The 14,724-nt window shown below is 58.6% G+C and carries 12 protein-coding genes; 4 read left to right on the top strand and 8 right to left on the bottom strand.

The features are described 5' to 3' along the window. Window positions 1-28: 28 nt before the first annotated feature. Window positions 29-1,543 (bottom strand): ABC transporter substrate-binding protein, encoded by a 1,515-nt coding sequence (locus AT6N2_RS17335; protein WP_209090399.1) that lies wholly within the window; start codon window positions 1,541-1,543, stop codon window positions 29-31. A 356-nt stretch (window positions 1,544-1,899) separates the two neighbouring features. Here AT6N2_RS17335 and AT6N2_RS17330 point away from each other — a divergent pair, with 356 nt between their 5' ends. The 4 genes from AT6N2_RS17330 to AT6N2_RS17315 all read left to right on the top strand — a co-directional run bounded on the left by AT6N2_RS17330 (window position 1,900) and on the right by AT6N2_RS17315 (window position 5,791). After that, window positions 1,900-2,787 (top strand): LysR family transcriptional regulator, encoded by an 888-nt coding sequence (locus AT6N2_RS17330; RefSeq protein WP_273545425.1) that lies wholly within the window; start codon window positions 1,900-1,902, stop codon window positions 2,785-2,787. A 118-nt stretch (window positions 2,788-2,905) separates the two neighbouring features. Continuing rightward, window positions 2,906-4,021 (top strand): NAD(P)/FAD-dependent oxidoreductase, encoded by a 1,116-nt coding sequence (locus AT6N2_RS17325; protein ID WP_209090398.1) that lies wholly within the window; start codon window positions 2,906-2,908, stop codon window positions 4,019-4,021. Then, complete coding sequence (locus tag AT6N2_RS17320) at window positions 4,002-4,310, top strand: (2Fe-2S)-binding protein (protein WP_063947505.1); 309 nt, start codon at window positions 4,002-4,004, stop codon at window positions 4,308-4,310. The genes AT6N2_RS17325 and AT6N2_RS17320 overlap by 20 nt, the downstream gene beginning before the upstream one ends. Next, complete coding sequence (locus AT6N2_RS17315; RefSeq protein WP_209090397.1) at window positions 4,307-5,791, top strand: NAD(P)/FAD-dependent oxidoreductase; 1,485 nt, start codon at window positions 4,307-4,309, stop codon at window positions 5,789-5,791. Before AT6N2_RS17320 ends, AT6N2_RS17315 begins: the two co-directional genes overlap by 4 nt. Before the next feature lie 79 nt (window positions 5,792-5,870). On the opposite strand, the gene AT6N2_RS17310 is transcribed toward AT6N2_RS17315, so the two are convergent. The 7 genes from AT6N2_RS17310 to AT6N2_RS17280 form a co-directional block, all read right to left on the bottom strand. Beyond that, window positions 5,871-7,328 (bottom strand): aldehyde dehydrogenase family protein, encoded by a 1,458-nt coding sequence (locus tag AT6N2_RS17310; protein WP_063947501.1) that lies wholly within the window; start codon window positions 7,326-7,328, stop codon window positions 5,871-5,873. Continuing rightward, the gene (locus AT6N2_RS17305; protein ID WP_063947499.1) at window positions 7,325-8,281 is read right to left on the bottom strand and encodes an ornithine cyclodeaminase family protein; all 957 of its coding nucleotides are present in this window, start codon (window positions 8,279-8,281) and stop codon (window positions 7,325-7,327) included. Before AT6N2_RS17305 ends, AT6N2_RS17310 begins: the two co-directional genes overlap by 4 nt. Window positions 8,282-8,292: 11 nt before the next feature. Further along, window positions 8,293-9,438 carry a DSD1 family PLP-dependent enzyme gene (locus AT6N2_RS17300; RefSeq protein ID WP_209090396.1) on the bottom strand — a complete coding sequence of 382 codons (1,146 nt, stop codon included), beginning with the start codon at window positions 9,436-9,438 and terminating at the stop codon, window positions 8,293-8,295. A 612-nt stretch (window positions 9,439-10,050) separates the two neighbouring features. Then, on the bottom strand, window positions 10,051-10,587 hold the full coding sequence (locus AT6N2_RS17295; RefSeq protein ID WP_063947495.1) for a TetR family transcriptional regulator: 537 nt from the start codon (window positions 10,585-10,587) through the stop codon (window positions 10,051-10,053). A gap of 34 nt (window positions 10,588-10,621) precedes the next feature. Next, window positions 10,622-11,290, bottom strand: a complete 669-nt coding sequence (locus tag AT6N2_RS17290; RefSeq protein ID WP_063947493.1) for a class I SAM-dependent methyltransferase — start codon at window positions 11,288-11,290, stop codon at window positions 10,622-10,624. Next, complete coding sequence (locus AT6N2_RS17285) at window positions 11,287-12,477, bottom strand: MFS transporter (protein WP_209090394.1); 1,191 nt, start codon at window positions 12,475-12,477, stop codon at window positions 11,287-11,289. The genes AT6N2_RS17290 and AT6N2_RS17285 overlap by 4 nt, the downstream gene beginning before the upstream one ends. Then, window positions 12,477-14,552, bottom strand: coding sequence for a TonB-dependent receptor (locus AT6N2_RS17280; protein ID WP_209090393.1), 2,076 nt, complete (start codon window positions 14,550-14,552; stop codon window positions 12,477-12,479). The genes AT6N2_RS17285 and AT6N2_RS17280 overlap by 1 nt, the downstream gene beginning before the upstream one ends. Window positions 14,553-14,724: the final 172 nt, after the last annotated feature.

The raw sequence follows: 14,724 nt of genomic DNA, 5'->3' as shown, positions 1-14,724 counted from the left end.
AAGGCGTCGGCGCAAATTATGCGGCCAATCAATCAACCGACAGGGTGGGGGTGAGCGTGTAGTAGTTCAGCGGGTGGGTTCTATAGTTTTTAATCTTCGGATTGTAGGCATCGTAGGCGGTCTCGTTGACAAGGAAAACCGTTACGGCCTCGTCTTGAATGGTCTGTGCGACCTCGCGGTAGAGCGCCGCACGCGCAGATGGATCTGCCAATTTGTACATTTCTTTCAATTTGGCATCCGTCGCAGGCGAGCAATAGTGAGACATGTTGTAGCTGCCGTCACAGCTGTAGTCTGCGTTCAGGTAACTCGCCGGTTCCGCTGCATCGACAAGGTAACCGCGGGACAGGAGCATCATATCGTAATTGCCGGAAAGTACATCGCGCTCGACCGCGTTATATTCGGCGGCCTTTATTCTGATCTGAATTCCAAGAGCGCCCAGTTGCTCCTGAATGACTGCCGCGACATCCTTGAACTCGGTACGGCTGGTGTAGGCGATGAGTTCGAGCTTGAGTGTCTCAGGTTTGACGCCGGCCTCTTCAAAAAGCGCCTTGGCTTTTTCCAGGTCGTAAGGAAGACTGGTTTCTTTCAACGCCCAGGGGTCGCTTGGCACGAACGGTCCGATGGCGGGTTTCACAGCACCTTCGTAAATGGCGTCAGCGATGCCCGCCGTATCGATGGCTGCCTGGATTGCCTGACGGACCTTGAGGTTGTCGAAGGGAGCCCTCTTGTTGTTCATCAACATCATGGTAATGCGCGGTGCGTTCAACGCTTCGATCTTGATGCCGGGCGTATCCTTCAGGCTGCCGACAACAAGCGGTGGGACAAGACGGATAAGGTCTGCCTCACCGGTTCTGATTTGTAGTGCGCGACTGTTTGCATCGGGGATGAACTTGATTTCTGCACCATCGAGTTTGGGTTTTCCGCCCCAGTAGTCATCGTTGCGCTTGACGACCATTCCCTGCCTCGGATCGACCTCGGTGATGATAAAGGGACCGGTGCAAGTTCCCATCGGATTTACTTTGCCGTCTTTGTAACCGGCCGGCGAAAGGATCGATGTCGCCGCGCTTGCCATTTGCAAGGGAACCATCACTGACGGTTCGTGCGTTGTCACGCGAACGACATTGTCACTGACCGGTTCTACCGATTTGATCTGCTTGGGCGAAAACGCGCGAGCGGGAACGGAGGCGGTCAAGAGATTGTTGAGAGCGTTGGCCACGTTCGCAGCATTGAGCGGCTGGCCGTCCTGAAATTTCACGTTCGCTCGCAACGTAAAATCCCAGGATGTGGGGGTCGTCTGCGCCCAGGATGTCGAAAGCGATGGCTGCAACTTGTTTTCATAGTCTGTACTGGTCAGCCCCTCAAAGCAACCTGCGCGCGTGCCAAGATTGGAATCGTCGGAGGACATCAGCCAGTCCGTTCGGACATTCCAGTAATCGACGATACGGATTGTATTGGGATCGGCGCTGTTCGCGGTTCCGCCCAATGTTGTCGCTCCAAAAAGGGCGATGGCCAAGATATTGATGTACTTGTTTCGAGTTCTCATTATTTCGTTCCCTTTTTTCATTATGCTGGTGAATTCACGCGTGCGTACGAAAATGGCCGGAGCTGCACTTGCAGATCTCTGATCCGGAATGTCCCTGCGGCAGGGCAGAAAATGGATTGCGTCTGGCAATAATGTCTCGATGAGTAATCGAGAGACTTCAAACTATCTCGTCCGTCATTAAGTCGCTATTTAGCAGGGTTGCACCTTGCATTAAGCCTGATCTGGATGATTGCGCTTCGGTTTGGCTGGAGCTTTTCAATTAAGGTACTTAATGATGGCATCATGAGGCGTGTGCGCGTGCGCGACGGGTTGAAGAGTTGCTGCCGTGACCGAGCGACGGACCGGGAAAATCTGGAATGGCTATACAATCACGACAGGTCGAGGCGTTTCGCGCCGTCATGCTAACGGGCAGCATGACCGCTGCAGCCGAGATGCTCGGCATCACGCAGCCGGCCATAAGCCGCCTGATCCGGGATTTTGAAGTCCAGTTAGCGTTGCGTCTCTTTGAAAGAAAAGGATATCAGTCCGTCCCGACGCCAGATGCCATCACCCTGTTTGAAGAGGTCAAGCGGTCATTTGTCGGTCTAGCGCGCATTTCGGATATGGCCCGGGCCATAAAAGCGAATTTGGCCGGCACTCTACGTATAGCCGCCATGCCCGTGCTGATGAGCGGCGCTCTGCCGCGTTTCGTGGCCGGCTTCATGCGCGACAGGCCAAACCTTCACATTTCGCTTGCAGGTCCGCCGTCACATCTTGTGCTTGAAGCAGTAACTTCCGGACAGGCCGATCTCGGCTATGCAGAGGGTCCGTTTGATCAGCCCGGTTTTGATATCGAAATCATGAAGGTCGGGGCGGTCGTGATTATGCCAGCGCACCACCGGCTGGCCAGCCGGACCGTGGTTGACGCAGTCGATCTTGCCGGCGAGCCCATCGTCGGCACGGGCATGCACACTCTTTATCGGTCATGGGTTGATGCCGCTCTCGCCAATGTCCCGCATCGAATTGTCGTCGAGGCGTCGCTATCCCAGATCGCCTGTCTGCTGGTCAGCGAGGGGGTCGGGCTCAGCGTTGTCAGTCCTTATGCTGCAGAGGAGTTTCTCGGCCGTGGCCTTGTTGCGAAGACGTTTACACCCCGCATTGAGGCCGGCTTCATCTCGGTCCGTTCACGACAACGTCCGATGTCCGCCCTCGCCAGCGCCTTCCATGCGGAGTTTTTAGCACATGCCCGTCGATGGGGCTCCTAAGCCCCGAATTTGGACCGGAGAAATATAATACCTTGTCATAAATGCATGTTGATTCGAGCGTTGACGTTATGACTCTGGAGTGGGAGCTTCCAAGCCTTGTCGTAGCCTGGATCAGAAAATGCGTGAGCCGGATGTCTTAGTCGTTGGGGGCGGTCTTGTGGGGGCATGTATCGCCTGGGGTCTGGCCAGGAAGGGCTTGCGTGTCACGGCTCTGGATGAGGGCGATATTGCCTTTCGCGCAGCACGGGCAAACTTCGGCCACGTCTGGGTTCACGGCAAAGGCATCGGCAAGCCGGAATATTCAAACTGGACCCAAGCCTCAGCTCTACTATGGCCGGAACTCTCTGACGAATTGAAGCGCGAAACGGGCGTGGATCCGGGCTTTACCCGGCCAGGAGGCTTTTACCTTTGCCTGTCGCAAACCGAGTTGCAGCGTCGGGTCGATGCAATGACGATGCTACAGGAACAGCCGGGTATCGAGCTCTATCCCTACGAGATACTGGATCATCGACAAACAGAGGCTCAACTGCCCGGCATCGGGGGCGATGTGGTGGGGTCAAGCTATTGCTCTCTGGACGGCCATACCAATCCACTGCGCCTTTATCGTGCCCTGCACACAGCTTTTCGCAATCTCGGTGGGACGTATCTGCCCAATTGTCACGTTGATCGTATCATCTGCGAGAAAAACGCATTCACAGTCGTCGGGCCCTGGGGATCATTAACCGCAGGGCGCGTCGTTCTTGCTGCCGGCCTTGGCAACACCCGGCTGGCGCCCATGGTCGGCCTTAGCGTCCCGCTTGTACCAAGCCGCGGCCAGATCATTGTGACAGAGAAAACCATTCCTTTTCTCCACTATCCGGTCGCCAATATCCGCCAAACCGATGAAGGCGGTGTGATCATCGGCGAAAGCAAGGAAGCGACGATGGATCATTTACAGCCCCGCACCGCCATCAGCGCCGTGCTGGCGGAAAGAGCGACGAGGATGTTTCCCGTACTCGGCGAACTTGATGTCGTGAGAGTATGGGCAGCATTCAGGGTCATCACGTCCGACGGTTTCCCGATCTATGAACAGTCGAGCCGATATCCCGGCGCCTTTGCGGTGTCATGTCATTCCGGCGTAACACTCGCCGCCGGACACGCCTATACCCTCGCGGGCCACATTGCGCTTGGCGCATTTCCCTCCGCACTCTCCCTTTTTTCCTCGGAGCGCTTCGATGTTTCGGCGACTGCCTGATCAGGAAGGCGAAGCTGTCGCCTTCACCTTCGATGGACGACCGCTGACCGCGCTGCGTGGCGACAGCCTCGCTGCAGCTCTCGTCGCATCCGACATCGCGCACTTTCGGACCACGCCCGTTTCGGGAGTAGAGCGCGGACCGTACTGCATGATGGGCGTTTGCTTCGAATGCCTGGTGAGTATCAATGGCAGAAGCAACCGACAGGCCTGCCTGGTCACGGTTGAGGAAGGCATGCGTGTCGAAACGCAACGGGGAAAAGCTGTGTATCCGGAAAGGAAAGATACATGAGCGTGTGCCATTTGACCCGTGTTGGAAGTTTTGAGGAGGTCTATGATCTCCTGATCGTCGGCGCTGGACCGGCGGGATTGAGCGCAGCAATTACCGCCTCTGAACTCGGTCTCAAAGTGCTGCTATGCGATGAAAATGCCAGCCCTGGCGGTCAGATTTACCGCGGCGTCACGGAAGCAAGTTCGGCACAGAAGGCCCGTCTCGGTCGGGATTATGCTGCAGGCGCAAAACTAGTCGCCCGTTTCCTCGGGTCTTCCTCCTCCTATGCACCGCGGACAGCAGTCTGGAGCGTGCTCCCGCTCGGGGCCGGTGCAAGAGAAGGAAATGGTCTGGAGGTTGGCATATCGCTTGATGGCGCCGCTCGCCTCATCATGGTCCAAAATGTTATTCTGGCGACCGGGGCTCTTGAACGTCCGTTTCCGATTCCGGGCTGGACGCTGCCTGGCGTTATGACAGCGGGCGCGGCTCAGATCGCGCTCAAAACCTCAGGGCTTGTGCCAAACGGACGGACCATCCTCGCCGGAACGGGTCCGCTTCTTTATCTTCTTGCTTCCCAGTTGATCGATGCAGGGGCACCCATTGCCACGTTGATCGATACCACGCCGGCAGGCAATCGCAGACGTGCCCTTTCATATGTCATCGATTTCGCGAGATCACCCTATGGCATGAAGGGCTTGAGGCTTTTCTCAAAGGTTCATCGACATGTTCGTGTCATTCATGGCGCGCATACACTCGCGGCGCGGGGACGCGACCGTCTGGATGAGGTGGTGATCACTCATCCAGGAGGGACGGAACGCCTTGCGGTTGATCTTCTCCTGTTGCACCAAGGCGTTGTTCCCAATCTCAATCTGTCGCTGGCGACAGGCTGCAATTATGGCTGGGATGAAACGCCGGCGACGTTTACCCCGGATATTGACGAATGGCGCATGACATCGATTCCGGGAGTTTTCATTGCCGGGGATGCAGGCGGGATTGTTGGTGCCGTGGCCTCGGCGTCACAGGGTGAAATAGCGGGGCTGTCGGTCGCTACGCGCATGGGCCGCCTCACAGAGGCACAGCGTGATGCACTTGCAGTGCCTGTAAGAGCAAGGCTTAAGAATGCACTTCGCGGCCGTGCGTTCATCGACACGCTTTTCAGGCCCGCCAAAGCTTTTCGCATTCCTGTGCATTCTGACACAATCGTGTGTCGGTGCGAAGAAGTCACGGCCGGCGGTATCCGTGACGCTGCATCTTTGGGCGTGGTAGGCCCCAATCAGATGAAGGCGTTCCTGCGCTGCGGAATGGGACCCTGTCAGGGCCGTCTCTGTGGTTTGACTGTTACGGAAATCCTTGCCGAGGAGCACGGAATTTCTCCGGCCGATGTGGGTTACTACAGGCTGCGGGCTCCTGTTAAGCCTGTAGCTCTGAAGGAACTGGCGGCGCTGCCGAAGACGGACGCCGCGGTGATGGCAGTGACGGGGTTCGTGGAAAAGCAGGGGTGAGCGCCATTGCTGAGTTCAACTGCGCGCACCCGGCGTTCCTGTATGCGATCCCCATCTCTCAGTAAATGACTGAGAGCCTCTACGGATAAAAACCCAGGATCGACTTGATCTCCAGATAATCTTCCATGCCTTCTATGCCATACTCCCGACCGTTCCCGGATTGTTTGTACCCGCCGAACGGCGCGTTGGGATCCCATGCCGGATAGTTGAGGTGCACCTGCCCGGATCGGATTTGGGCCGCCACAGTTCGCACGGTATCGGGATCCGATCCTTGTACATGGGCTCCGAGGCCATAAACGGTGTTGTTCGCAATTTCGATCGCCTCATCAATCGTGTCGTAAGGAATGATGGACAGGACCGGCCCGAAAATTTCCTGTTGGGCTATCTCCATTTCAGGATTCACATCCGAAAAAATCGTGGGTCGGACATAATAGCCGACTTCTAACCCATCGGGCCGCCCAGTCCCTCCTGCCACCAGTTTGGCACCTTCTGCAATGCCGACGGATATCATGTGCTGAACTCGATCAAACTGGGGACGATTGGCGACGGGACCATGTGTGCTCCGTTCCGACATCGGGTCGCCAACAACAACTTCAAGAGCTGCCGTTGATGCTAGTTTTTCGATATGCTCCTGCTGTGACCTCGGCACGATCATGCGTGTGGGCGCGCTGCATGACTGTCCCAGGTTCCTGAAGGCTGCAGCAACTCCAAGTGCGACAGCACGAGGCATCTCGGCGTCCGGGAGGATGATGTTCGGCGATTTCCCACCGAGTTCCTGCGCCACCCGTTTGACTGTCGGCGCAGCCGCCTGCGCAACGAGAACTCCCGCCCGCGTCGATCCCGTGATGGAAATCATGTCGACGTCGCGATGTGCCGACAGACTGGCGCCAACGACGGGGCCAGTGCCGTTGACCAGATTAAAGACGCCAGGCGGGAAACCCGAATCCTCAATCATTTCCGCAAACAGCAGGGCACTCAACGGAGACAGTTCACTTGGCTTCAGAACCACCGTGCATCCCGCTGCCAAGGCCGGGCCGACCTTGGCTGTTATCTGGTACAACGGCCAGTTCCAAGGCGTGATCAGGCCACAGACCCCGATAGGTTCGCGGGCAATCGCCGTGCTTCCCCGCTGAGATGTAAACGGGTAGGTTCTCGCATTTTCGCGGGCCACGCGGATATGTTCAGCGGCAAGCGGCACCTGCGTGTTTCGCGCGTAATTGATCGCGGCGCCCATCTCCATCGTCAACGCATGCGCTATCAAGTCTAATCGCTGATGGATCAGGACGTAGAGGTTGTCCAGAAGCGTCGCCCGGTCTGCCGGGCTGGTCCGCGCCCAACCCGGAAAGGCACGTCTCGCCGCTGACACTGCGTGTTCGACGTCCTCCTCGTTACCAAGTGGGATGTCGGCGAACTCACGTTCTGTCGCGGGATTGACGATGGATGCCCTGTCTCGGCCACGGGGATCGATCCATCTCCCGTCGATGTAGAACTCGTGCAGCCGTCCGGATTGTTTCAGGTGGGCTAGAGGTGAGTTCACGGCGTATTCCTTTCTGGAGACCGGGAGGCATGCGTGTCTCCGCCCCGTTTTGCGAGCAGGTGACGCGCGATGTAGAGGTCCTGCAACGACAAGCCGGAACTGTCGAAAATGGTGATCGCATCTGCCGAAGCGCGCCCTGGGCGTCGGCCGAGGAGGACATCACCCAGCGCCGTGATGTCCAGACCTGGAGCGGCATGCTGAAACTCACCAACGCTCCGAGCCTGTTCCGGCAGATCGCAGAACATGGCGCTACGCGCGAGCAGCGCGGGCGGCAACTCCTGTTTGCCGCGGGCATCCGATCCCATGCTGGAGATATGTGTTCCCGGACGGACCCAATCTGCCTCGAACAGCGGTGTCCGAGACGGGGTCGCGGTGACAATAATATCTGCTGCCTCACAGGCCTTTTGAGGAGAGGCGATCTCGGCGTTCAGGCCCTCTTGACGCAACGTGGTTCGCATATCTTCAGCTTGTTCGTTGTTTCGTGCAGCGATTATGACACGACGGAGCGATCGTACTCGTGCCAATGCCCTGCATTCATAGCGCGCTTGATGGCCCGCGCCGAAGATCGCAAGTGTTTCTGCATTCGGCCGCGCCAGCAAATCGGCAGCAACAGCATCGGCGGCCGCGGTGCGGTAAGCGTTCACTGTGCCTGCCTCCATCGCCACCTCGATCCGTCCGGTGTTCTGGTCGAACAACAGGATGAGCGAATTGTGCCGCGCAAGACCATTGTCTCTGTTGCCGGGCCAGTAAGAGCCGACTTTCAACCCGGCCAATTCGGAGGTTGCCGATGCCTTGACCGAAAATCGGTTCTGGGGCGAAGACCCGTGGCCGAGAACAACCGGAAAAGTCACGGTGCCTTCCTCACAGGCGGCGATAAGGGCTTCTTTTGCGGCATCAAAAGCCAAATCATGTGTGACGAGATTTGCGGATTCCATTTCGGAGACTAGCAGCATGGTTTTCTCCCTCACCATCCGCTGAAGCGCGGCCAATGGGCAAGCGGTGCGGCACTGTCGACCGGCAACACTTCATAGCCCGAGAATTGTGCACCGGTGGCGCAGGCATGATTGGGTAAAATGCGAAGCTGGCTCCCAAGCGCAAGATCGGGCAAACGAGCAAAACTGCCAGGCCTTAAACCCACGATGCCGTGCTCCTGGTTCGCCGCCTTGACGATGAGGTCGTCGAGCACGCGCCCCTGAATATCGCAAACGACACCATATCCCTGATCCACCACTTGGCTCGCAGTGCCCCGGTCACGCGATAGCGCCATCCAGCCGGCATCCACGATGATCCAGCCGCGCTCCTTCTGATGTCCTATCACGGTGGTCAGCACAGAAAGTGCAATGTCGTCCAATGTGCACACCCCGATGCCAGCCATGACGAGATCGAAGAAGGCATAGACACCGGCCCGGACTTCCGTAACGCCCGTCAGGTCACGCGCGAAATGGGCTGTCGGCGTTGACCCAACACTCACCGTTCGGCACGGCAGCCCCGCAGCTCGCAATGCCTCCGCTGCGGTGACGGCAGCCAGTCGTTCAACCTCGGCGAAGGCCGCTAATGCCTCGGCACCCACCGCGCCATAGCTTTCGCCTGCGTGGGTGACGACCCCGCGTAACTCCGCACCACCTTCGTGCAGGATGCGGCCGGTGGTGATCAATGCCGGATCATCGGGCCTTAGGCCAGAGCGATGCCCATCCGCATCGATTTCGATCAGCACTGGGATGACATCGTTGGCCTGTTGGCATGCTTTAACGACGTCCCGTGCCTGTTCGGGCGTATCCAGCACCACGGACAGGTCACAACCACCGGCGCGGATCGCTAGCACCCGATCCATCTTCTGGGCCACAATACCCACGGCGTAGAGAATATCGCTGACGCCTGCAGCCGCGAAGATCTCTGCTTCTTTCAAGGTCGAAACAGTTGCGGGACCGTTTCCCCCCGGCAGAATGCGCCGGGCGGCATCGATGGATTTTACCGTTTTGAGGTGGGGCCGTATCGGGACATCGAGACTGTCAAGATGGCGTCCTAAGCGGGCGACGTTCCGCAACATACGGGCTTCGTCCAGAATAAGGGCCGGGGTGGGAATCGAGCTAATGGGGTCGGTTTTGCTCATGGTCTTCGATCCTTCCAAGTGAAGGCAACGTACCCGATCCACCATTCACTATCTATTTAACGAATTTACATGTTGCATTAAGGCAGATCTTATCATTCGCATCTCAAGCGAGAGCAGGTCGCAGGCTTCGCTCGGAAATCAGGATTTTTGTCTCGAAGCACAGGCCAAGCTGCAAGGGGCGTAAGATGCCTCTCAAAGCAACGTCTTCGAAGCCCACCTCAGTTCACACTCAACGATGGCTTCGCTTCAGAGGTCACCCAGCATGAAGTTCCGCGGCTATGGCCAAAGCATGTTAGCGCAAGCATGCAGTTTAAGGTCACAGGCAGCACGGTCCTCTTTGCTGGCACGTTAAAATCCGTGTTTCTTCGGCCGTGGTTCGGTCAGCAGGTAGACCGGGATCGCGAAGTCGAGCGACATGGCTAGGCCAAGCGAAAACGATGTGTTCTTGATCTGCGTTCTTTTACCCATTCTACAGTCTGAGCGTTGGCGTCTGCGTTGGTACTTTGGGAAAAGTTCGGCGGTCCAGCCGGGTTCAAGGCTCGCACGGGCAAGTGATTCTGCCCACGGTCCGCCGCGTCGTCATCGGAAAAAGCCATACGCGTCTGGCAAGGCCTAATCGAAGGCCAGCGGATCAAGGCCGTGGCGGCGAGCAACATCCGGGATCACGGCCGCCGGCGGCTCGCTTACGCCATGCCCAAGCAAGAAGCGGATGCCCGCGCCGCGCAACTCGTCGATGAAGGCCCCGACGCGTGCGTCGTCTGGAGGCATTCCGAGCCGGGCTGCCACTTCGCGACAGAGGCCGGCTGCATGGGCGGCGACAGCACGCTTCAGGTCACTCTCCTCATCAACCTCCAGCACGATTGATAGGAAGAAGCGCATCCGCTCCGGCGCGAAGAACAGTGAGGACAGCATGGCGCCCAGAGTAGGCTCAGTGCCGCCGTTGCGCTCCGCGGCCCGCGCGTGTGAAGCTTCCAGAAGAGCGACGTAGAGATCAGCCTTTCGCGGGAAATAATAGGTGAGATGCGACTGTCTCAACCCGGCGATCTTTGCGATTCTCGGCTGAGTGAGGGCCTTCATCCCGTCGCTCTCGATGATGTCGAGCGACGTGTTGAGAATGAGTTCTCTTTTGTCTTTGTGAGAAGCGTCCACAATGTCTCTCCGGCCCGGCGGTTCAGCCGTTGTTCTAGTCGTCGCGTCGTCGTTCTGCAACGACACCGGTATAGCTGGCCGCCTGAAAAAACGTTTCGCCACACGTGAAGCCGGTATGGGCAAGTAGGTCGGCCAGCCTCTTGCGAGGAATGCGATGCCATTCCTTGTCCATCCGCTGGCAGATGGCATCCACACCCTCTGAGGCATGTCCGCGGCCCTCCAGCCAGCGGCGCAGTACGCGGTCGTCAGCCTCGGGCGAGGGATCGAGAAGAAGAAGTGGGGCACCGGGGATGAGACGTCGTGCTATTCCGCCAAGAAAGGACGCCTTTGCACCATCATCCGGCAGGAAATGCAGCACCAGAGAGGCCGTGGCTGCGTCATGCCTGACTTGAGGCGCATCCTTAAGGAAGCCATGGATGAATTCGGTACGGTGGTCGATGCCGGCGTGTTGCAGACGCCGGCGTGCCTTCGCCAGCATGGCGGCAGAAGGTTCGACAGCCGTAAAGCAGGCCTGCGGAAAAACGCTTGCCAGCGCCAGGATTTCAGAGCCGGTGCCGCAACCGGGCACAAGGATCGTACCTTGCGGATCGATGCGTCCGAAGAGCGTGCAGCCGAAAAGAGCAAGTGCCAGCGCGTAGCCTGGAACGAGGTTTTCGATGCGTTCGTCGTAGTCGACAGCAGCGTGGTCGGGAAAGACGGTCATGATTTCTCCCTTACTCCGAGGCCGATGATGAGTGCGGCAAGCATAAGGATGACAGACGCTGCACCCGGCGCCAGCGGCGACAATCGATGAAGTGCTGCGCCCGCTACCGGGCCAGCCGCCATGGCGAGTCCCTGCGCGACGGCGTTGACGCCCGCTGCACGACCTTGCGCATTCATACCTGCCTTGATGCTGATGAGGGCTAGATTGCCCGGAAGAAGAATGCCAAGTGCGCCGCCCAGGACGAGCAGCGACGCGAATAGCGCGGCCGGGGTGGTTGCCAACGTTACGCCTGCCAACGACAGAACGCCGGCTGCAGCCCCGATCCGGATCAGATGATGCGGCGGCCGCCTCAACTTGCCAATGCCGAAGGTCTGGGTCAGCGCCATGACGATGGCCGCACCCATAAGGGCTGCGCCGCCACTCGAGATCGCATCTGGCCGCGACAGGTCCATGCTGTCCTCAAGTCTCAGCGCCGTGACGTGCTGCATGATTGCGTAGACGCAAACGCCGATCAAGGTGATGGCAAGGCCAGGAGCGATACGCCGCATATCAAGGTGCGGATACGGCAGTGACTGCGCCATCGCCGACGTGGTTCGGTCGGTAACCTTCGCGAAAACAAGGCCGAACCCGAAGAGAACAAGCGTTGCCAAACTGACGAGCGCCACGAGCGGATGAGTTCCGCCGACAACGAACGCGAGGCCCGCGCCGAGAATGCCACCGATACCGTAGGAAGCGCCGAGCAGGCCCATGCCTTCAGCGCGGTTTTCGGGCGCAGTTCGGTCGGCCATCCACGCCTGCGCCGCGGGTAGCAGGCCGGCCGATAGCATCGACTGGGCTGCCCGCGCAGCAAACAGAAGGATAAGCGCGGGGATGCGGTCAAGCGCTTCGTCTATTCTGAACGAGATAACGATCGCTATAAGGAGCGGGCCGAGCGCCGCACCGGCGAGACCGATCAGCAGAACGGGTTTCCGGCCGGCTCTTTCACTGATCTTTCCCCAGGCTGGGGCGAAGAGGACGAGAAAGAGCGCGGCGCTGCTGAGCAGCAAACCAGTTTCGAGTGCATCGAAGCCGAGATCCCGTCCCAGTGACGGTAGGAGGACGAGCAGAAAGGCTTGCGCCGCGGCATTGGCGGCGAGCGCGGCAAGCAAAGGCAGCACCTCCAGACGGAAACTTTTCTTCGTTCTCATCAAAACTTCACCCGCGCGCTGAGCGAAAGGGTACGCCCTTCGCCCGCGATGCCTGCGAAAACAGGCGAGCCAGTGGTATTTGTGCCGGCCTGAAAGGCGGAGGTCACGTATTTCTCGTCGAAGATGTTTTCGACGGCGGCCGAGATCTGCCAATGCTCGCCCTGCCAGCCGGCGCGCAGATTGGCGATGTCGTAGCTGTCAAGCGCCCGGCTGTTGGCGGGGTCGATCGCGCGGCTGCCCGTGTAGCTCCATTCACTGCGCAGATACACCTCTCCAGACTGCGCGCCCAGGCTCAGCGCACGGCGATACTCCGCGTGCAGCATGGTTGTGAAGGTGGGAGCATAGGGCACATCGTTGCCCCTGATGAGGGCGTTGCCGCCGGTTATCTCGGCATTGAGCAGAGAAACACTTCCGCCGAGACTGACAGCCTCTGTGGGCCGGACTATGGCTTCCAGTTCCGCGCCATAACTGCGCGTGTCGGCGTTCTCCACGGAGAAGCGGCCGAACACGGGGTTGAAGGTGAAGAGCTGTTCGTTCTTCGTGTCGTTATAGAAGACGGAGGTTGATAGATCGAGCCAACCGCCGAGATCGCCAGCCTTGAGGCCCGCTTCATAGGACCATGTTTCGGCACTGTCGAAGGGGCTGAGCGGCAAACCGAGCGACGCGAACTGGTTGTAGAACAGATATCCCCCGGTCTTCTCCCCGCGCGCGATGGTTGCGAAAGCGGTGACTTCGTCCATTACTGCGTAGGTCAGCCCGGTGCGGCCGGTCGGGAAGAGGTAATCCTCTCTGCCGCCTTCGGCGAAACGGGCAAGGGCGCCTTTACGGCCGAGAAAAACTCCGTCAAATGTCTTCTGCTCATAGGTCAGGCGCAGACCGCCGATCCAGTTCATGCGCTCGGTAATGGGTACGGTTACTTCGCCGAAGGCGGCGAGATTGGTTGTGTCGATCTGACTCTGATAGGTGCCATTGTCGATGGCAAGGCTGGTGATGTCCGTGGTGGAATCGAAATGCGAGTAAAGGCCGCTCACTCCGGCGACCCAGCGGGTGCCGCCATCCGTTTCCCCGTCCAGCCGGAATTCTTGGTTGAACTGCCTGCTGCGTTCATCGATACGGCGCACGTTCAGGCCCGGCGTCTGCAGCATGAAGCCCGGAGCACCCGTTTGGGCGCTTCCCAGAAAACCGTCGACGATGTCGGCGTCCAGTTGCGTATCATAATACGAGTACCCTGAGAGAACGGTAAAATGCGCCTCTTCCAGGTCACGCTCATATTTGGCCGAGAAGGTCGCCGTCTGACCTTCCAGTTCGGGAAGCGGGTTGAACGCGTTGCGCGGAAAACCCGGATCATCAAGCCAGACCCCGGTGCTTGGGTTTTGCCGGTCGCGGCTCAAGGTTCCATTAAGCGTGAGTGTTCCCAGATCATCGAAATTGAAGAGAAGCTTACTGGAAAGTGAACCATAGGTTCGGGCGCGCAGGACGTCTTGCGAAGACGACACGATGCCTGGCGCGGACCAGAGGATATTGGCGAGATCTCCGTCGAAATCCCTCAGCCGCCCGGAGAGCCGTCCCGAGATCATGTCGTTGATCGGGCCTTCGACGGTAGCGTCGATTTCCTTACGACCGTTCGATCCGTAAAGGACGCCGGCATTGCCGCCGAAGGTGTCCGCGGGGTCGGCGGTGACGATGTTGACGGCGCCAGCCTGGGAGTTCAGCCCGAAATGAGTGCCTTGTGGTCCGCGCAAAACCTCGATCCGCTCGACGTAGCCGAAAGGCATGTCGAACATGCGAGCAGGCACGGGAACGCCGTCGATGTAGTAATTCACTGAGGGCGAGATCAACGCCGATGATGAGCCAATCCCGCGAATGTTGACGAGATTAGAGAAGGGCAGACCGGTATCAGCATGGTTGAAACCCGGAACGCCGCGCGCCAGCGCCTGCGTGTCGCCGACATCCTGCTCGCGCAGCGCTTCGCCCCGCCGGGCTGACACGGAGAATGGCACGTCCTTGGCCTCTTCTTCGATGTTGCGCGCGGTGACAGTAATAGGTTCCAGAAGAGTTGTGCCTGTTTCCGGCACAGGCTGAGCGTTTGCCCTATCTGCCTGGCTAACGAAGGCGATGCATTGGAGTGCCGCTCCCAGGATGATCCACTGCGCTCGGCTGCGAGATTGATGTTCGTCCCGACTATGCACATTTTTCTCCAAAATTGGTTGGTTACCAGTCAAATCGCATAATCAAGTTCGTTGATAT

This window comes from Agrobacterium tumefaciens (assembly GCF_017726655.1).
In the GTDB taxonomy this organism is placed as follows: domain Bacteria; phylum Pseudomonadota; class Alphaproteobacteria; order Rhizobiales; family Rhizobiaceae; genus Agrobacterium; species Agrobacterium tumefaciens_B.
This window is presented reverse-complemented; position numbering and strand designations above follow the sequence as displayed.

Excerpts from the sequence above, each read along its gene's own strand:
- AT6N2_RS17335 (WP_209090399.1), bottom strand. The coding sequence starts at position 1,543 with ATGAGAACTCGAAACAAGTACATCAATATCTTGGCCATCGCCCTTTTT.
- AT6N2_RS17290 (WP_063947493.1), bottom strand. The coding sequence starts at position 11,290 with ATGACCGTCTTTCCCGACCACGCTGCTGTCGACTACGACGAACGCATC.
- AT6N2_RS17330 (WP_273545425.1), top strand. The coding sequence starts at position 1,900 with ATGGCTATACAATCACGACAGGTCGAGGCGTTTCGCGCCGTCATGCTA.
- AT6N2_RS17300 (WP_209090396.1), bottom strand. The coding sequence starts at position 9,438 with ATGAGCAAAACCGACCCCATTAGCTCGATTCCCACCCCGGCCCTTATT.
- AT6N2_RS17315 (WP_209090397.1), top strand. The coding sequence starts at position 4,307 with ATGAGCGTGTGCCATTTGACCCGTGTTGGAAGTTTTGAGGAGGTCTAT.
- AT6N2_RS17325 (WP_209090398.1), top strand. The coding sequence starts at position 2,906 with ATGCGTGAGCCGGATGTCTTAGTCGTTGGGGGCGGTCTTGTGGGGGCA.
- AT6N2_RS17305 (WP_063947499.1), bottom strand. The coding sequence starts at position 8,281 with ATGCTGCTAGTCTCCGAAATGGAATCCGCAAATCTCGTCACACATGAT.
- AT6N2_RS17320 (WP_063947505.1), top strand. The coding sequence starts at position 4,002 with ATGTTTCGGCGACTGCCTGATCAGGAAGGCGAAGCTGTCGCCTTCACC.
- AT6N2_RS17285 (WP_209090394.1), bottom strand. The coding sequence starts at position 12,477 with ATGAGAACGAAGAAAAGTTTCCGTCTGGAGGTGCTGCCTTTGCTTGCC.